Source organism: Providencia sp. PROV268, assembly GCF_028477805.1.
Lineage (GTDB): Bacteria > Pseudomonadota > Gammaproteobacteria > Enterobacterales > Enterobacteriaceae > Providencia > Providencia stuartii.
Map to the genome: position 1 here is coordinate 307,424 of NZ_JAMPLW010000006.1, position 15,423 is coordinate 322,846.

The window sequence follows — 15,423 nt, forward strand, 5'->3', positions numbered from 1 at the left end:
TAAAAAATAATGTGACCCGTATCATTTAATACGATAACCGTGTTGGACTTCATAGATTGATTTATGCTCAAAATGGCATTCACTATTACGAATAATAAGGGATCTCTATGATTAACAAACTTACGTCTGCTATCGTCATATCCTCACTTATTTACTCATTACCAAGCGGAGCACAATCATTATCTGAATTACCGCTCATGCCTTGGCCACAGCAAGTTGAAGTAAAAAATGCCGATGGAAAATGGGTATTAAATAATACGCTAGATATTTATGTAGAAGGCGATGATTTAGGTGATGCAACCCGTCGTTGGCGTGAAAGAATAGAGACCCAAACAGGCTGGCAATTAACACCACACCAAGCAAACAACACTCAAGCCCCGATAAAAATTTTTATCGAGAAAAAAGTACCTGAATTGCCATCTCTACAAATGGACGAAAGTTATCAAATCACAACAGATAACCATGGCGCCACGATCAAAGCGGCAACCCGATTTGGTGCAATGCGAGCGATGGAAACATTATTACAATTGATACAAACAGATGGGGAAAATACGTTTATCCCACTGCTTACAATTAAAGACAGTCCGCGTTTTGCTTGGCGCGGTGTGATGCTTGATTCTTCACGACATTTTTTACCAATCAATGATATCTTGCGCCAAATTGATGGTATGGCAGCCGCTAAGTTAAACGTTTTTCATTGGCACCTAACCGATGACCAAGGTTGGCGTTTTGAGTCACTTAGCTACCCTAAATTACAACAGCTAGCCAGTGATGGCCAATACTATACTCAAGATCAAATGCGCCAAGTTGTCGCCTATGCCAAAGAAAGAGGAATTCGGGTGGTGCCTGAAATTGATTTCCCTGGTCATGCCTCAGCTATTGCTGTTGCCTACCCTGAGCTTATGAGCGCAGCTGGCCCTTACCAAATGGAACGTCACTGGGGAGTGCATCAGCCTCTACTTAATCCAACCCAAGAAAATGTGTACCAATTTACAGATAGCTTAATTAACGAGTTGACCACTATCTTCCCAGATGAATATATCCATATTGGCGGAGATGAGGTTGACCCAACCCAATGGAAAAACAATCCATCTATTCAGGAGTTTATGCAAAAAAACAACCTGAAAGATACCCATGCACTACAGGCTTATTTCAATCAACGGCTTGAACAAATCCTCACAAAACATAACCGTAAAATGGTCGGCTGGGATGAAATTCAACACCCTTCACTATCAAAAAATATTGTTATTCAGTCGTGGCAAGGACAAGATTCTTTAGGCGATAGCGCTCAAGAAGGATTTAAAGGTTTACTTTCAACCGGTTTCTATCTCGATCAATCTCAAAGTGCGGCATACCATTATCGAAATGAGATACTACCTCAGCCACTTACTGTAGAGACAAATGTTAAACAGGGTGAACAATCGCAAAGTTGGCAATTTGAAATCGAAAGGTTAAAAGGTAGCCCCGTCAAAGGTAGTTTTACATTAATAAAGGGGTCAAATGGATGGCGTGGATTTATTGATTTTGCAGGTAAATCACGTCGAGAAATTAATAAGATTGAGTGGTTTTCGCCTAAACAAGTCAGTTTTTCAGTGGACACTTGGATGGGAGAAACTCGTCCTGTTGTTACTTTAACGGATGATAAATTAAGCGGTTATACCATAATAGGTAATGCTCGCTATCCAACGACAGGAACCCACTTAACAGCCATTCCCGAAGGAATTGCGCCAACCACGCCCGACAATAATAAAATGACCAATATTCTCGGCGGGGAAATTGCGTTATGGGCTGAAAATATTCGCGCTCCCATCATTGATACTAAGCTATGGCCACGTGCTTTTGCCGTATCCGAGCGCCTATGGTCTGCAAAAGATGTCAATAATGAGAATGACATGTATCGTCGCCTAAACGCAACAGATGCTTGGTCAACCATTTCGGTGGGTTTACAGCAGCATGCACAAACGGCCCGTGAATTTACACGTTTAGCAAATGGCGTTGAAATTGAGCCTTTGATGATCCTCTCTGAATCTGTAGAGCCTGCACATTACTATACTCGCCATCATCTTAAGTGGAGAGAAAACCAATATCATCAATATGAACCTCTTAACCGATTTGTCGATGCTTTACCGGCCGAAAGTATGCAAGCAAGAGCCTTCCGCCAGCATATTGACGCATTAATCGCTAAACCGAATGATACAGCGGCAGCACAATGGTTAGAGCAGAGATTAAAACGTTGGCAAGATAATATTCCACAAGTCCAGCGTCTTATTAAACAGAATGCTAACTTAGTTAGGTTAACGCCTGTTACCGAGAATGTGGAACAATTGACGGTGATTGGTTTAGAACTGATTAAGCATTATACGACAGGTGAGCCGTTAGCCGAGAGCCGTAAAGCAGCTATTTTGCAGCAGTTAGAAAAAAGCTCAGGTTTGCAAGATGAAGTTGTCATTGCAATTGTCGAACCACTAGAAAAACTACTCCGCCACATCCCGACAACAGGTCAATAGTTACAGTCAATCCCCCCTTTAGTTAAACTCAAGTATTCGACTTTTGGGGGGAATATAATCGGTATAAAGAGTTTTAATAGTTGGAAAATCAGTCACTGTTTGTTTATGCTATTCTTTTACCTTAAGTTAAACTTACTTTAATGATATCGCCACTTTTTCAGGTATGTTTTTCATTCGCTATTTTCTCGATGATAAAGCCAGATAAGCAATAACACTTATTAATCCCATATTGAATTATTGCTTTTATGCTCTGAACTAAAATTCGTTAGATTTTAATAGGTTTATATAACATAGCGATACCTACCTCACGTGCTGATTAGGGAATAAGGATTAGATGAAAAAAACGATTTTTCTCCTTTTTTTGGGGATGCTTCCAGTAGTCGTTAGTGCCGCAAGTTGTGAAGTACCAGATCATGATTTATGTATAAAAATCGAACAGGGAAATGCAACTGCTCAATACAGATTAGGTACTATGTATCAATATGGAGAAGGAGTTATACAGGATTATCAGAAGGCTAGACAGTGGTATGAGAAAGCAGCAAAACAGAACAATGCAGATGCTCAATATAAGCTTGGTGTGATGTTTAGTCATGGTTGGGGTGGGGAGCAAGATGATCAGCAAGCGCGGCTATGGTACCTGAAATCGGCCCAACAAGGAAATTCTAGCGCTCAAAGCAACTTGGGGGTGATGTTCTATCTTGGAGAAGGAGTTGAGCAGGATTACCAGCAAGCGTTACGGTGGTATTTGAAATCTGCCGAACAGAATAATAGTGCAGCTCAGAATAATCTTGGCGTGTTGTACCAGTATGGAAATGGTGTTGAACAGGATTACCAGCAGGCGCTACAGTGGTACCAGAAAGGTGCAGAACAAGACAATGAATTGGCTCAATTCAATCTAGCACAAATGTATGATAAAGGATTAGGAGTTAGACAGAGCAAATCAACTGCTAAAATTTGGTATAGCAAGTCGTGCGATAACGGTAATCAAGATGGGTGTAAAAGAGTTCTAGAACTAAAAGATATCAGTGAACAATAAATAGGGAGAGCCATTGCCGACACTGTAAATAATTCGGTGTATTTGCCTTTTATTAAATGTGGCCGTTTAGGCGGTCACCGAACTCAATAATAAAACGACTCATTGCCTGTTTCCAGTTTTGAATTGGCATACTCCATTTTTTAGAGGCCGATTCAATCGCTAAATAAATCACTTTCTGTGCAGAGTCTTGGTTTCCAGTCATTTGCTAATGCACTCATTTATCTATGCCTGTTGGCCATGTAACTAGGCAATTGTCACATGTTTCTTTTATTGCTTTTAGCGGGATTGTATCTTTTTCCCAAACCTCTCATGGCCTGACCGCTTGGGTAAATCGGATATTTTCTGGCTTAACCCCTTGGCGGATCAACGAGTCTGCTGCTGATGCCTCAGCACAAGCACCAACAGTATTTTTACAAAATGTTGTATATTCACCTATTTTAACACCAAGTTGTTTCTCAACATAAATTACAGTGTTCTTGCCCAGCATTTCAGCTGAAATTTTACCATCGCTGTCTCAAAAACAGGGAAGACTTCTTCATTTGGTTTGGGCACCCTTTCGGTTTATTTTTACTTCCTATCTACCGTATTCTTTATATGATCAGCCATTGATATCAAGCTGTCAGAGCCCTCATGTAAAAATGTCCCATTTAGGATCATGTGAACCGTATGAAATTTGAATTCAGGAAAATAAACCTGTTTTCATGTTTTAACGTTTAGCCCATACACCCCGTGCTGTTGATAATTTTCAATCCATCACCAAGTCGTATCATGATTACGTTTAAATCTTTTATCGAGTATTTTAACCCCTCTCACCATTTAGGTAGGCCTGAATAATTTCAAGTTTAAACTCTAGAGTATGTTTTAACATAGAAAAGCACCCTTCAAATTAGACTAAAGGCGTCTCACTTTTGGGGTGCAGTTCAATATTGAGGGATTAGTTTATCAGTAAATCTACTCTTCCATTACACTACTTATTTGTGCGCTCCATCGCGTCAGTTTCAACCTCTTTTTTCCATTCCTCTGATATTGGTGCAGCATTTTTCTTTGACTCAACGGCATTATTAATCGCTTTATATGCTTTGTCGTAACCAGTTTTATCTTGCACATATCCAGTTGCTTTAGAGCGACTAATACCAATACTATCGGCAGCAGTGATCGCATCAATATTGGCGCCAAGGAAGATAAAGTCCCATTTATCCTCCATTTCTGCCGATTTGATCATAGATTTAATTTTCGATTGACTATATTTGTGGCTACTATTTTCTTCACCATCAGTAATGATAACGAATAAAACGTTATTATTTTTTGTTATCTTCCGGTTTTCTTGCATTTTGCTAATGGTGTCACCAACCGCATCTAATAGTGCAGTATTACTGCCAACCTGATAATCTTCTAAAGTTAAATTTGGTACTTTATCAATAGGCTCTCTATTGTGTAAGAGGGTTGTTTTATCATTGAACAGCACTGTCGTAATAAAGACATCCCCTTTTTTATTACGATTTTCTGTTAACACACGATTAAAGCCGCCAATCGTATCAGATTCAAAACCTGACATTGAACCACTTTTATCCAGTATAAATACAAGGTCTAAGACTTCAGGCTGTGTTTTTTCTACAACGATCGATTTGCCGTTTGCTATTGAAGAAAACATCAAAAAGATAGAAGCAAACGTAATACCAAGAAATGGCTTTAATATTGCCTTCATATTATTATTCCTATGCAGATGATCTTATTTGATAATAGCTATCATCCGTTTATCACAATCATTTCACATAAGAATTCTCTGGTTAGTTTGCAGGCAGATTCTTAAAAAGAAAAGGAGACAAAATCCCCCAATAATTGATTACCCAACGATTGGGGGGATTTTATAAATACAATCTTTTTTGATTATTTAAAATTTATTATTATTTTTCCCAAATACCATAACCTCTCAATTCACCAACCTGATGAACAAAATTATTGTATTGCTCGTTATCTGAAACTGAATTAGATGCCGAGTTATTAGCATGAGCTTTCACTAATTCGATACTGAGCTGGTGAAATTGTTGATTTAATTTTTCATGGATAGCAGTATCATTGGTTTCTTTCAGTTGTTTTAGTAAATTCACCAATTCTTCGGCTATTGACTGAACCGATTGATCCGTAAAGTCTGCTGTTGGTAGCTCATAACTAAAGGCCATATTGATGGAGTCATGCAGGGCATCTCCCGGCATATTAGGCTGTAAATCTTCACCATATTCATTGGCAATATATTCAATTAATTCAGCCTTATCAAAACACTTTGACTTAATATTACCGTCTAATTTTTGATCATGTGTCGTGATTGATTCAGGGAAAGGCTCTCCCAATAAATAGCTACACTTAAATAAATTAGCATCAATGACAAACGCATTTGCGCTTCTTACTGCCATATTGACATCATGGCCGTTGATAGTTACGTTATAAGTGGTCGGTTTGAAACGATCAGCTTTACCTTCAACAACATAAGCCTCTGAAAGGGTATAATAAACAAGGTTATTTGGGTTAATAATCCCCCCGTTATTGTTGTCAAAAACCATAAACGAAAATAATTCACCTTGGCTGTTTTCTAACGTATGTTTACCCGATGCAAGTTGAATAATGCCTCTTTGCCCTGGTAGCACATTATAATCGTTATTATCGACCTTAAATGAAATATTATCGTTTGTTGGATTACTATAATAAAACTCACCTTTATGGCTCATTGGATCAAAATCATCACAAGCAGATACAGCAAACATCGCAATAGCTAGCAATCCACTTTTACATATTGTTTTCATTATCTATTTTTCTCACTATTGGTGTGTGTATTATCATTTTCTAATAGAAAAATATTAGCATATTAAAAATAGAAACATATTTTAAACTAAGCTAAACCGCCTACCTTCTTCATAATATTTATAGCACTTATATTCAATATTTATCTTATTTAGAATAAGTCGCCAATATGATGAATATTGTCTGATATTTACTATGGTTAATAGCTGCAATTTGTCAATGATGCTATCTTGTCGAATTATCAACGGATGAAACGATGAAAAATAACTTAAGGGAAACAAATGATAATTCGTTTATCAAAATCACTCTGTGTTTGTGCTATAGCCTTATTCATTTCATTTACTGCCTTTAATAATTTAACCGATTACAACACAAATTTTTTATTTGTACAGCATGTCCTAACAATGGATGCAATATTCCCTAATGCAAATGTGAAGTATCGGGCTATCAATTCACCTCCCTTTCACCATCTTGTCTATATCACTATTATTAGTATTGAAATTATTGCGGCTCTCATTTGTTGGTGGGGAGCTTTCATCTTATTTAAAAATATCAACAAAAATGCTGTGGCTTTTAATCAAAGCAAAAAATGGGCAATTATCGGATTAACACTGGCATTCTTATTATGGCAAGTCGTATTTATGTCTATTGGGGGTGAATGGTTTGCAATGTGGATGTCAAAACAATGGAACGGTATACCCAATGCATTCCGTTTCTTTATTACCATTTTGTTGGTACTCATGTATGTCACGGCTCGTGACAGCGATGATGAAAAACCGCATGAGTAATTAAAAAGCAGCTTATGCTTTCAGTGTCTTAAGCAGCACTGTAAATGCGGATTCTACCATTGGTGTTAAGATTTGGCTGGTTCGCATCAAAGACACCGTGCGAGTCAATGCCGGTTGCTGTAACTGCAAAACCATTAAGTCAGGGTCGCGTAAATGTACGGTATAAAGGTGAGGAAGAATAGCAATCGCCAATTTAGAACGGACTAAGCCATATAGCGTTTCAATGTAATCAACTTGATAACGAATATTGGGCTTTAAGCGGTGGCTTTCCAATGTGGCTAACACTAAACGTTGGATGTTGCCTTTAGAAAACACCGCAATATCGCGATTATTAAGCATTTTCCAAGGCAAATGGAAGCCTCCCGCTAATACATCTTCTCGATGTACGACTGCGACAAAAGGGTCATCTTGTAACGTAAACAGTTGTAACTCTCTAGGGACTGAGCTGTCTAATACACCAACCCCAAAATCAATCTCATTATTCATTAATTGAGAAACTAATGAATCATTGGTTTTATCGTAAAACTCCACATTCAGCCGAGGAAAGTGCAAATTAAGTTGTGTCGGCACATCAGGAAAAAGTAGTGAACTCACGGAAGGCACCAAGCCAATACGCAACGTGCCGTCTCCGCCTTCGTCAATTATCTGTTGAATATCACTAAAAGCACGGTGTGAAACACTCAGTATACGTTCAGCATGCGGTAAAATAGCAGCACCAAGCTCTGTTAGCGTTACAGAGGAAGCGGTTCGATTAACTAGTTTTCCTCCAATCACACTTTCAATTTGACGTAATGCACTACTCAACGCAGGTTGACTAATGGCTAGTCGGCTCGCTGTATCAGTAAAATGCCTTAAATGTGCCAAAGTCACAAAATATTGTATCTGTTTTAACGTCAATGCAGGCAGGCGCTGCCATGGTTCACTCATGTTCTCTATTCACACTCTATTTTATGATAAGGCGTTGTTATAACCCTCTAATTAACCATACAAAGCCTAACCTAGCCTTAATGCTCTTATTCACCATTATAACCCTTTCTTATGATCTGATAAGTTTTATCATCTTGGCAAACGTTTGCGTAACTCATAAAGTAGCAGCAAAGGATCATTTATTGATGGTATTTTATGAGCGAAACCAACTACAGCAGACGCAGAGCAGTGCAAGCGGCAAAAGGTGAAATCCCTTTTGACCTGCTTCTCACACAAGCCAATATTGTCGACATGGTCACTGGCGAGATCCGTGCCGCCGATATTGGTATCGTCGATTCACTCATTGCGAGTGTCCACCCAACAGGAAGCCGAAGTGATGCCAAGGAAATCCATGACCTTAACGGGTATTTTATTTCACCAGGGCTGATTGACACACATGTTCACTTAGAAAGCTCCCATCTTCCTCCCGTACGTTACGCCGAAATAGTGCTAACACAAGGAACCACCGCGGTATTTTGGGATCCCCATGAATTGGCTAATGTATTAGGCTTGGAAGGTGTCCGTTATGCGATTGAAGCAAGCCGCAATTTACCGCTGCATGTCATGGTAGCTGCCCCCTCCTCTGTTCCCTCAACACCAGGCCTTGAAATGTCAGGAGCCGACTTTGCCGGAAAAGAAATGTCAACCATGTTAAGTTGGCCAGAGGTCCATGGTGTTGCAGAAGTGATGGATATGTTCGGCGTTCTTCATGGTAGTGAACGAATGGAGGAGATTTTAAACGCGGGGCTTACGTCGGGGAAACTCATTGAAGGCCATGCTAGAGGGTTAAAAGGAGCCGATTTACAAGCCTACCTCGCTGCTGGCGTGACATCTGATCATGAGCTTACCTCAGCAGAAGATGCTTTAGAGAAATTGCGAGCTGGTTTAACACTCGAAATTCGTGGCTCTCACCCTTATCTATTGCCAGACATCGTCGCTGAGTTGCAAAAGCTACCTCATCTCTCATCACAAATCACCGTATGCACCGATGATGTTCCACCTGATATTTTAATCGAAAAAGGGGGGATCATTGCCCTACTGAATCTATTAATTGAGCATGGTATGCAAGCGACAGATGTACTCCGTTTTGCAACCTTAAATGCAGCCATTCGCTTACAACGTCACGATCTGGGGTTAATTGCCGCAGGGCGTCGCGCTGATTTGGTGGTCTTTGATTCACTCAAAAAATTACAAGCACACCGCGTGTATGTTGCAGGTCAGCAAATTTCCGAAGATGGAAAACTATTTAAATCACTAGCCACAGATCAAACCGTTTTACCACCTAGAGATACCATGTGTCTGTCACCTATCACAGCCGCTGATTGCACATTGCAAATTGATAATATTATTAATGGCAGTGCTCGATTACGCCATATTCGAGGAGCTCGCTTCACACAATGGGGTGAAATTGATGTGCAAATTACCGATGGCAAAGTTCAAATACCGAATGGCTTTAGCTTGATCCGCGTACAACATCGCCATGGACGCCATGATGCCAAGCCACAAATTGCACTATTAGAAGGCTGGGGTGAATTACGCGGTGCTATCGCAACCAGCTACTCACATGATTCTCACAATTTAGTTGTACTAGGTCGTGATGCAGAAGATATGGCACACGCGGCTAATTTGCTTATCGAAAGTGGCGGTGGTATGGCTTTAGTTCAAAACGGTAAAGTCCTCGCTCACGTTGCGATGCCAATTGCTGGCATGCTATCCGATCTGCCTGCAAAACAGCTTGCCGAACAGTTTCGTCAATTACGAGAGCTTAGCAGTGAAATAGCCGATTGGGAGCCGCCTTATCGTGTTTTTAAAGCTATTGAAGGCACCTGTCTTGCCTGTAATGCAGGCCCTCATTTGACTGACCTAGGGTTGACTGACGGTACAACGCGACAAATTGTTGATCCCGTGATTCAAACCAGTAAACACTCGCACAATCACAATAATTAATAATAATGATAGGAGAGCCAATTTATGGCTGACAATATGATTAATGCGCCAACATCAGGGAGTTGGCTAGAAAAACGTTTTGCATTGCGCGCTCGAGGGAGCACCGTCAGAACAGAGTTCTTAGCAGGGGTAACAGGTTTTCTTGCTGCCGCTTATTTGTTAGTTGTGATCCCCGGGCTGCTCGCCGCAGGGGGAATGGATAAAGGTGCCGCAACAACAGGCACGATCATTGTTTTTGTGCTGGCGAGTCTGCTAATGGCTTTCTATGCCAACCTTCCTTTCGTCGTTGGACCAGGTATTGGCGGCTCTGTACTGGTAGGTATCACACTTGCAGGTAGCGAAGGGATTAACTGGCAAATTGGTTTGGGCATAGCTTGTTGGTCAGGCATTTTATTCTTCCTGCTCACTAAATTTGGTTTACGCGAAGTTGTCACTCGTTCGGTTCCTCAATCGTTCAAACTTGGGCTAACCGCCTCTATCGGTTTATTTGTTGCCGTTCTCGGTTTTCGAAATGCAGGTTTAGTACTTGCTAACCCTAAAACCAACGCCTTGATGTTAGGTGATTTTTTATCACCGGGGGCATTAGTGGCTTTGGCTGGTTTCTTTGTCGCCATCGCCTTGCAAGCACGACGTATACCCGGAGCTATTTTATGGGCAATTTTATTTGCCACCGTTATAGGTATTCCTTTTGGGGTCACAAAATTACCCGATAGCTTTATTGGTATTCCTCATTCAGTAGGCCCTGTATTCGGAGAGGTTGACTTAATTGGCGCCTTAAACATCGCCTTCTTACCCTTTTTATTTGTATTTTTTGCCGCTGAATTTTTCTCGACGATGGGCACGACACTGGCTGTCGGTGGTGAAGCGGGGTTACTTGATAAAGAAGGCAATATGCCGAACATTAACCGCCCATTTATCGTTGACTCAATTGCAGCCGCACTCGGCCCATGGGTAGGCATTCCTGCGGCAACCGCTTTAATTGAGTCTTCAGCGGCTGCGGAAGCCGGCGGTAAAACGGGACTTACGGCTCTTGCAGCGGCCTTTATGTTCCTATTAATGCTACTGTTTACACCAATTGCTTTAATGATCCCAGCGCAAGCCACCGCGCCTGCATTAATTTTGATTGGACTAAATATGTTCAGTGGACTACGTAAAGTTGACCTTGCAAACTTTACGGATGGTTTACCTGTTTTAATGATGGTGATGATCACATTGATCGCCAATAGTTTCGGTACGGGTATTGCAGGTGGCCTACTGTTCTATATTCTGATTAAAGCTGTTGCAGGGAAATGGAGAGAGATCCCTATCAGCTTATGGGTATTAGCTGTACCACTCGTCTACTATTTTTCTACGCTGGTCAAACACTGATCATATAAGCACCCAACAACTGTTGGGTGCTTTCCCATTAATCAACCTTAATTGAAAAGCAATTACAGCCACAGTGAAAACGCACAATTTGAGGTTGTTTAGGCTGTTTACCTTGACGCTTACTGATTGAATTTTCAATTTCAACCGCACGCTTAATTTCATTGATTTCGAGCCGTGACAGACGCTTATTATTCCCTGTTGCACTTCGAATACGTTCATTCCCTAATTTTTCACCGGACATTGCAATTTCCTTTTCTCAACTCGCATTGATCGCACTTATTAGCACCACCAATAAAACCTGTAAGTTATTTTGTCTCACTGACGACCATTTGTGAAGGGGCGCCAATCGGTACATAGTCATCAACAAACACCAATTCCCCTGTATTCGGTTCAACCTTAAAACGGGTAATATTGTCACTACGTTGGTTCATAACATATAAATATTGACCGTCTGGAGACAATGTTAATGTTCTTGGGTAATCCCCTCGTGTCCATGTTTGTGATACTTTGCTGAGTGAACCCTCTTCATTAATACTAAAATGTGCAACACTATTGTGTAAACGATTTCCAACATAGAGATGTTTACCATCTTGGCTCTCTACAATACCCGAAATAAAATTTGTGCCTTTATAATTTTCAGGTAACGTCGAAACTGTCGCCTTCTCTTTTAAAGTACCTTTTTGTTTATCAAATTGATATTCAGTTAATGTTGATGCTTCTTCATTAACCAACCAAACTCTGTCTCCTAATTTAGAAAAAACAAAATGGCGAGGGCCAGCACCTTTTGATGATGCCATAATGTATGGGGGATCATTTGCAATTAATTTTCCATTCTTTCCATCAAAGCGATATTGATAGATGCGGTCAAGACCGAGATCTGTGGTAAACACATATTCCCCTGAAGGGTCGGTTGCTATCATGTGAGCATGAGGCCCGTTATGATCACTGATTGCAAAGCTCCCCTCAACTGCCGCTTCAGGATAGGCGGCTCCAGCAGGACCATCATGTTGAATAACTTCACTTGCAGGTAATAGACCGCCATCATCTCGAATAGGAAGCACCGACACAGCACCACTATGGTAATTCGCAACCAATAAGTAGCGCCCATCTGGGGTTATCGATAAATAAACAGGGCCACTCCAGATGAAACATTATTTATCGCCTGTAACTCCCCATTATCCTTAACCTGCCATGCATGAACCGTTCCCTTTTCTGTTTCACTCCCTGCATACAGCACTTTACCATTTTTTGATAAAACCAATTGTGCAGCATTTGTAAGTGGAGCGGCTAAAACTTTACGGCTTAATTGCCCCGTTTGATTATCGATATCAAAACGATATATTCCTTCACCATTAGGGCTATAAGTTCCAACCCACGCAAATTGAGGAGCGGCTACCAAAGAAGTACTCGCAAACATAAATGACGCCGCCCAGATAGATAACTTATTTGCCATGATAAATTTTCCTAGTTAAATAACAATACACGCTCATATCTTGGTATATGACCGAATATGAGTATTAAACTTAACCACTACATTGGTAGAATAGAAAAATCATCTATGACTGTGCAGCCACATTATTTCCATTTTCTCGTGGAAATAATCTACTAACTAGCGTTATCCATTTCCACTTAGCTGGTGTTACACATTAACAACTGGCTTTGTTGATAAAATTGAATTTTAAAATCAATCTGGATAGGTAATTTAACTTTAGTATGTATTTTTATTTTTGAGATAAGCGTCGCGCTATTGAACAAAAATCATCATTATTTAATCATCAATAACAGTCTGTATTTCACCTAGATTTTATTGAGTTGGCGAAAACCGATAATTAATATTATCGGTTAATCTCATTTAATTAAGCACTGCATGGGCTTCAATTTCAATCAGCCACTCTGGCAATGATAACCCCGTAACGATCACCCAAGATGATGCTGGTGGCGCCGAGGTAAACTTTTCTTTTAGTGCCTGAGATATCGCATTTTGCTCTTCATCACTATCACAACCTTGCTTAATATAAATCCGCAGCATAACAACATCATTCAGCGTTCCGTGGGCTTCTTTAAGGACATACTCGATATTTTTAATTGCTTGAATGGTTTGCTCATAAATACCACCAGCCACGGTTTGTTGATTCGCATCAACACCAACTTGCCCAGAGAGAAAAAGCTGCCGAGTACCTGTAGTTTCAATAGCTTGACTAAATCCATACTGCAATGAATTAAAAACAGATGAAGGATTAATTGATTTTTTTGACATATTATCTCATTTTAAAATAATCGTATTTTGAATAAAATACCTTTTCATATTTAAACAAAGCTTGAACAAACTAGTTTTCAGTGTTAGTAAATTGGCACAAAATATTCTATTTCAATTTCTTTTATTGGTAATTCTACATTTTCTTTATTATTAATATATTTTTCAATATCCACCCCTTCACGACGAAGTAACCCTAGAGAAGGCAAAGAATAAAGATAAAGATTTAAGCTAAAATCACGGTATTCAGCCAAAGAGCCTTTAAATGAAAACTTTGCGTACTTTCCACTAGGTAAATAAATTTCTTTAAACTGGTTGTGATCAACAATTGGATCTATTGCTTTTAAGCCAATCTGGTATTTCACTTGCACCATGTGTGATCTTTTCTCTGTTTTCTGATAATTGATCAACACATAGCATTCTTTTATTTTTAAATTTGTCGCCTTAAAAAAATCATCCCAAAAACTTCCCCTAATATTTTCATGCAATAATCCAACCTCATCTAATGAAGATAGATACTGATACTCTTTAATATGCAAAGTATACTGTTCACACTCAACAATTTGAGGAATTGCTAAATAATCAATATCGAAATTGATAGGTGGCTGCATTGCCTCCAATTCCCATAATTTATTACGCCGATAATAACTTGGTGTAACCTTAAAAATGTACTTAAATCGACGTGTAAAAGATTGTTGAGAATCAAATTGATATTTTAATGCGATCTCAAGGATAGTTTTTTTCGTCAACCTCAACTCAACAACCGCTTTCGTCAAACGACGAGCACGAATATAGCTAGCCAGTGTGACCCCTGTTACTTTTTTGAACAGCCGCTGAAAATACCACTTGGTATAACCCGCTTTATTCGCCACATCATCAAGCAGTAAAGACTGATCTAAATTATGTTCAATCCATAATAGAACATCTTTGATAACCGTTGTATGAAACTGCTTATCATCATATCTTAATTGGATGTTATTAGCTTTATTTTGATAGCGAGAATGCTGTTCAATATACATAAAATAACCTAAATGTTCTTAAGATTGTCACGACCACATCATCATGATACCATAAACATACTGACGGTATGTTATTTTAGATCTATCATGGAAAATAAAAATCATCAACAAGAAAATTTTAAGAGTACCTATCAATCACTGGTTAACTCAGCACGAATATTGTTTGTTGAAAAAGGCTATCAAGCTGTTTCAATAGATGAGATCTCGGGAAAAGCGTTGGTGACCAAAGGTGCCTTTTATCATCACTTTAAAAATAAAAAACAATTACTCAGCGCCTGTTATAAGCAGCAATTAATTATGATTGATGCCTACATCACAACAAAAACTGATTTAACAAATGGTTGGTCTGCCTTAGAAAGTATATTTGAACATTATCTTGATTATATTATTGATAATAATAAAAACCTTATCCCTATCCAAGAAGTGATGCCTATCATTGGTTGGAATGAACTTGAAAAAATTAGCCTTGAATACATTACTGGTAAGGTAAACGCCATTGTCAGCAAATTGATCCAAGAGAACCAACTTAAAGCTTATGATGATGATGTGCTTAAAAACTTACTCAATGGCTGGTTTATGCATATCGCAATACATGCGAAAAACCTAAAAGAGCTTGCCGATAAAAAAGGCCAATTTATTGCTATTTACCGCGGCTTTTTATTGAGCTTGAAAGATAAATAAAATAGATAGGTTTTATTTGAAGCTAAATCTTCTTTATCGTAAAAAATGCCCTCTTGGGTTA

Annotated in this window: 13 protein-coding genes and 2 pseudogenes; 6 read left to right on the top strand and 9 right to left on the bottom strand. The window is 39.3% G+C overall.

What is annotated here, in order from left to right:
* The first annotated feature begins 107 nt into the window (after nt 1-107).
* Together PR699_RS06540 and PR699_RS06545 are read left to right on the top strand one after the other, a co-directional pair.
* Complete coding sequence (locus tag PR699_RS06540; protein WP_014656604.1) at nt 108-2,507, top strand: beta-N-acetylhexosaminidase; 2,400 nt, start codon at nt 108-110, stop codon at nt 2,505-2,507.
* A gap of 334 nt (nt 2,508-2,841) precedes the next feature.
* Complete coding sequence (locus PR699_RS06545) at nt 2,842-3,543, top strand: tetratricopeptide repeat protein (protein WP_060560814.1); 702 nt, start codon at nt 2,842-2,844, stop codon at nt 3,541-3,543.
* A 52-nt stretch (nt 3,544-3,595) separates the two neighbouring features.
* On the opposite strand, the pseudogene PR699_RS06550 reads toward PR699_RS06545, so the two are convergent.
* The 4 genes and pseudogenes from PR699_RS06550 to PR699_RS06565 form a co-directional block, all read right to left on the bottom strand.
* A pseudogene (locus PR699_RS06550) lies at nt 3,596-3,730 on the bottom strand (IS256 family transposase); the annotation flags it as partial.
* A gap of 120 nt (nt 3,731-3,850) precedes the next feature.
* Nucleotides 3,851-4,030 (bottom strand): hypothetical protein, encoded by a 180-nt coding sequence (locus tag PR699_RS06555; protein WP_004922728.1) that lies wholly within the window; start codon nt 4,028-4,030, stop codon nt 3,851-3,853.
* Nucleotides 4,031-4,510: 480 nt separating this feature from the next.
* A complete protein-coding gene (locus PR699_RS06560; protein ID WP_004922730.1) occupies nt 4,511-5,248 on the bottom strand; it encodes a vWA domain-containing protein in 738 nt (245 codons plus the stop codon).
* Nucleotides 5,249-5,447: 199 nt separating this feature from the next.
* The gene (locus PR699_RS06565; protein WP_014656606.1) at nt 5,448-6,341 is read right to left on the bottom strand and encodes a hypothetical protein; all 894 of its coding nucleotides are present in this window, start codon (nt 6,339-6,341) and stop codon (nt 5,448-5,450) included.
* Nucleotides 6,342-6,620: 279 nt separating this feature from the next.
* Here PR699_RS06565 and PR699_RS06570 point away from each other — a divergent pair, with 279 nt between their 5' ends.
* Nucleotides 6,621-7,127, top strand: a complete 507-nt coding sequence (locus tag PR699_RS06570) for a DUF2165 family protein (RefSeq protein ID WP_014656607.1) — start codon at nt 6,621-6,623, stop codon at nt 7,125-7,127.
* Nucleotides 7,128-7,139: 12 nt separating this feature from the next.
* Here the strand turns inward: PR699_RS06570 and PR699_RS06575 are convergent, their stop codons facing one another.
* Nucleotides 7,140-8,054, bottom strand: a complete 915-nt coding sequence (locus tag PR699_RS06575) for a LysR family transcriptional regulator (RefSeq protein ID WP_004922734.1) — start codon at nt 8,052-8,054, stop codon at nt 7,140-7,142.
* Between the two features lie 195 nt (nt 8,055-8,249).
* Here PR699_RS06575 and PR699_RS06580 point away from each other — a divergent pair, with 195 nt between their 5' ends.
* Nucleotides 8,250-10,040 (top strand): adenine deaminase, encoded by a 1,791-nt coding sequence (locus PR699_RS06580; RefSeq protein WP_004922737.1) that lies wholly within the window; start codon nt 8,250-8,252, stop codon nt 10,038-10,040.
* 24 nt (nt 10,041-10,064) lie between these two features.
* Entirely contained in the window at nt 10,065-11,408 is a 1,344-nt protein-coding gene (locus PR699_RS06585; protein ID WP_014656608.1) for an NCS2 family permease, read from the top strand.
* Between the two features lie 37 nt (nt 11,409-11,445).
* Here PR699_RS06585 and PR699_RS06590 read toward each other — a convergent pair whose 3' ends face one another.
* From PR699_RS06590 to PR699_RS06605, 4 genes and pseudogenes are all read right to left on the bottom strand, one after another.
* Nucleotides 11,446-11,649 (bottom strand): hypothetical protein, encoded by a 204-nt coding sequence (locus PR699_RS06590; protein WP_014656609.1) that lies wholly within the window; start codon nt 11,647-11,649, stop codon nt 11,446-11,448.
* A 64-nt stretch (nt 11,650-11,713) separates the two neighbouring features.
* Nucleotides 11,714-12,825: pseudogene (locus tag PR699_RS06595) on the bottom strand (lactonase family protein).
* A gap of 435 nt (nt 12,826-13,260) precedes the next feature.
* Nucleotides 13,261-13,665: a RidA family protein gene (locus PR699_RS06600; protein WP_004922750.1), complete on the bottom strand. Its 405-nt coding sequence runs from the start codon at nt 13,663-13,665 to the stop codon at nt 13,261-13,263.
* An 83-nt stretch (nt 13,666-13,748) separates the two neighbouring features.
* On the bottom strand, nt 13,749-14,681 hold the full coding sequence (locus PR699_RS06605) for a helix-turn-helix domain-containing protein (RefSeq protein ID WP_014656611.1): 933 nt from the start codon (nt 14,679-14,681) through the stop codon (nt 13,749-13,751).
* Between the two features lie 87 nt (nt 14,682-14,768).
* Here PR699_RS06605 and tetC point away from each other — a divergent pair, with 87 nt between their 5' ends.
* On the top strand, nt 14,769-15,362 hold the full coding sequence (tetC, locus tag PR699_RS06610; RefSeq protein ID WP_000428546.1) for a tetracyline resistance-associated transcriptional repressor TetC: 594 nt from the start codon (nt 14,769-14,771) through the stop codon (nt 15,360-15,362).
* The last annotated feature ends 61 nt before the right edge of the window (nt 15,363-15,423 follow it).

Excerpts from the sequence above, each read along its gene's own strand:
- PR699_RS06575 (WP_004922734.1), bottom strand. The coding sequence starts at position 8,054 with ATGAGTGAACCATGGCAGCGCCTGCCTGCATTGACGTTAAAACAGATA.
- PR699_RS06540 (WP_014656604.1), top strand. The coding sequence starts at position 108 with ATGATTAACAAACTTACGTCTGCTATCGTCATATCCTCACTTATTTAC.
- PR699_RS06570 (WP_014656607.1), top strand. The coding sequence starts at position 6,621 with ATGATAATTCGTTTATCAAAATCACTCTGTGTTTGTGCTATAGCCTTA.
- PR699_RS06555 (WP_004922728.1), bottom strand. The coding sequence starts at position 4,030 with ATGCTGGGCAAGAACACTGTAATTTATGTTGAGAAACAACTTGGTGTT.
- PR699_RS06545 (WP_060560814.1), top strand. The coding sequence starts at position 2,842 with ATGAAAAAAACGATTTTTCTCCTTTTTTTGGGGATGCTTCCAGTAGTC.
- PR699_RS06560 (WP_004922730.1), bottom strand. The coding sequence starts at position 5,248 with ATGAAGGCAATATTAAAGCCATTTCTTGGTATTACGTTTGCTTCTATC.
- PR699_RS06600 (WP_004922750.1), bottom strand. The coding sequence starts at position 13,665 with ATGTCAAAAAAATCAATTAATCCTTCATCTGTTTTTAATTCATTGCAG.
- PR699_RS06580 (WP_004922737.1), top strand. The coding sequence starts at position 8,250 with ATGAGCGAAACCAACTACAGCAGACGCAGAGCAGTGCAAGCGGCAAAA.
- PR699_RS06565 (WP_014656606.1), bottom strand. The coding sequence starts at position 6,341 with ATGAAAACAATATGTAAAAGTGGATTGCTAGCTATTGCGATGTTTGCT.
- tetC (WP_000428546.1), top strand. The coding sequence starts at position 14,769 with ATGGAAAATAAAAATCATCAACAAGAAAATTTTAAGAGTACCTATCAA.
- PR699_RS06605 (WP_014656611.1), bottom strand. The coding sequence starts at position 14,681 with ATGTATATTGAACAGCATTCTCGCTATCAAAATAAAGCTAATAACATC.
- PR699_RS06590 (WP_014656609.1), bottom strand. The coding sequence starts at position 11,649 with ATGTCCGGTGAAAAATTAGGGAATGAACGTATTCGAAGTGCAACAGGG.
- PR699_RS06585 (WP_014656608.1), top strand. The coding sequence starts at position 10,065 with ATGGCTGACAATATGATTAATGCGCCAACATCAGGGAGTTGGCTAGAA.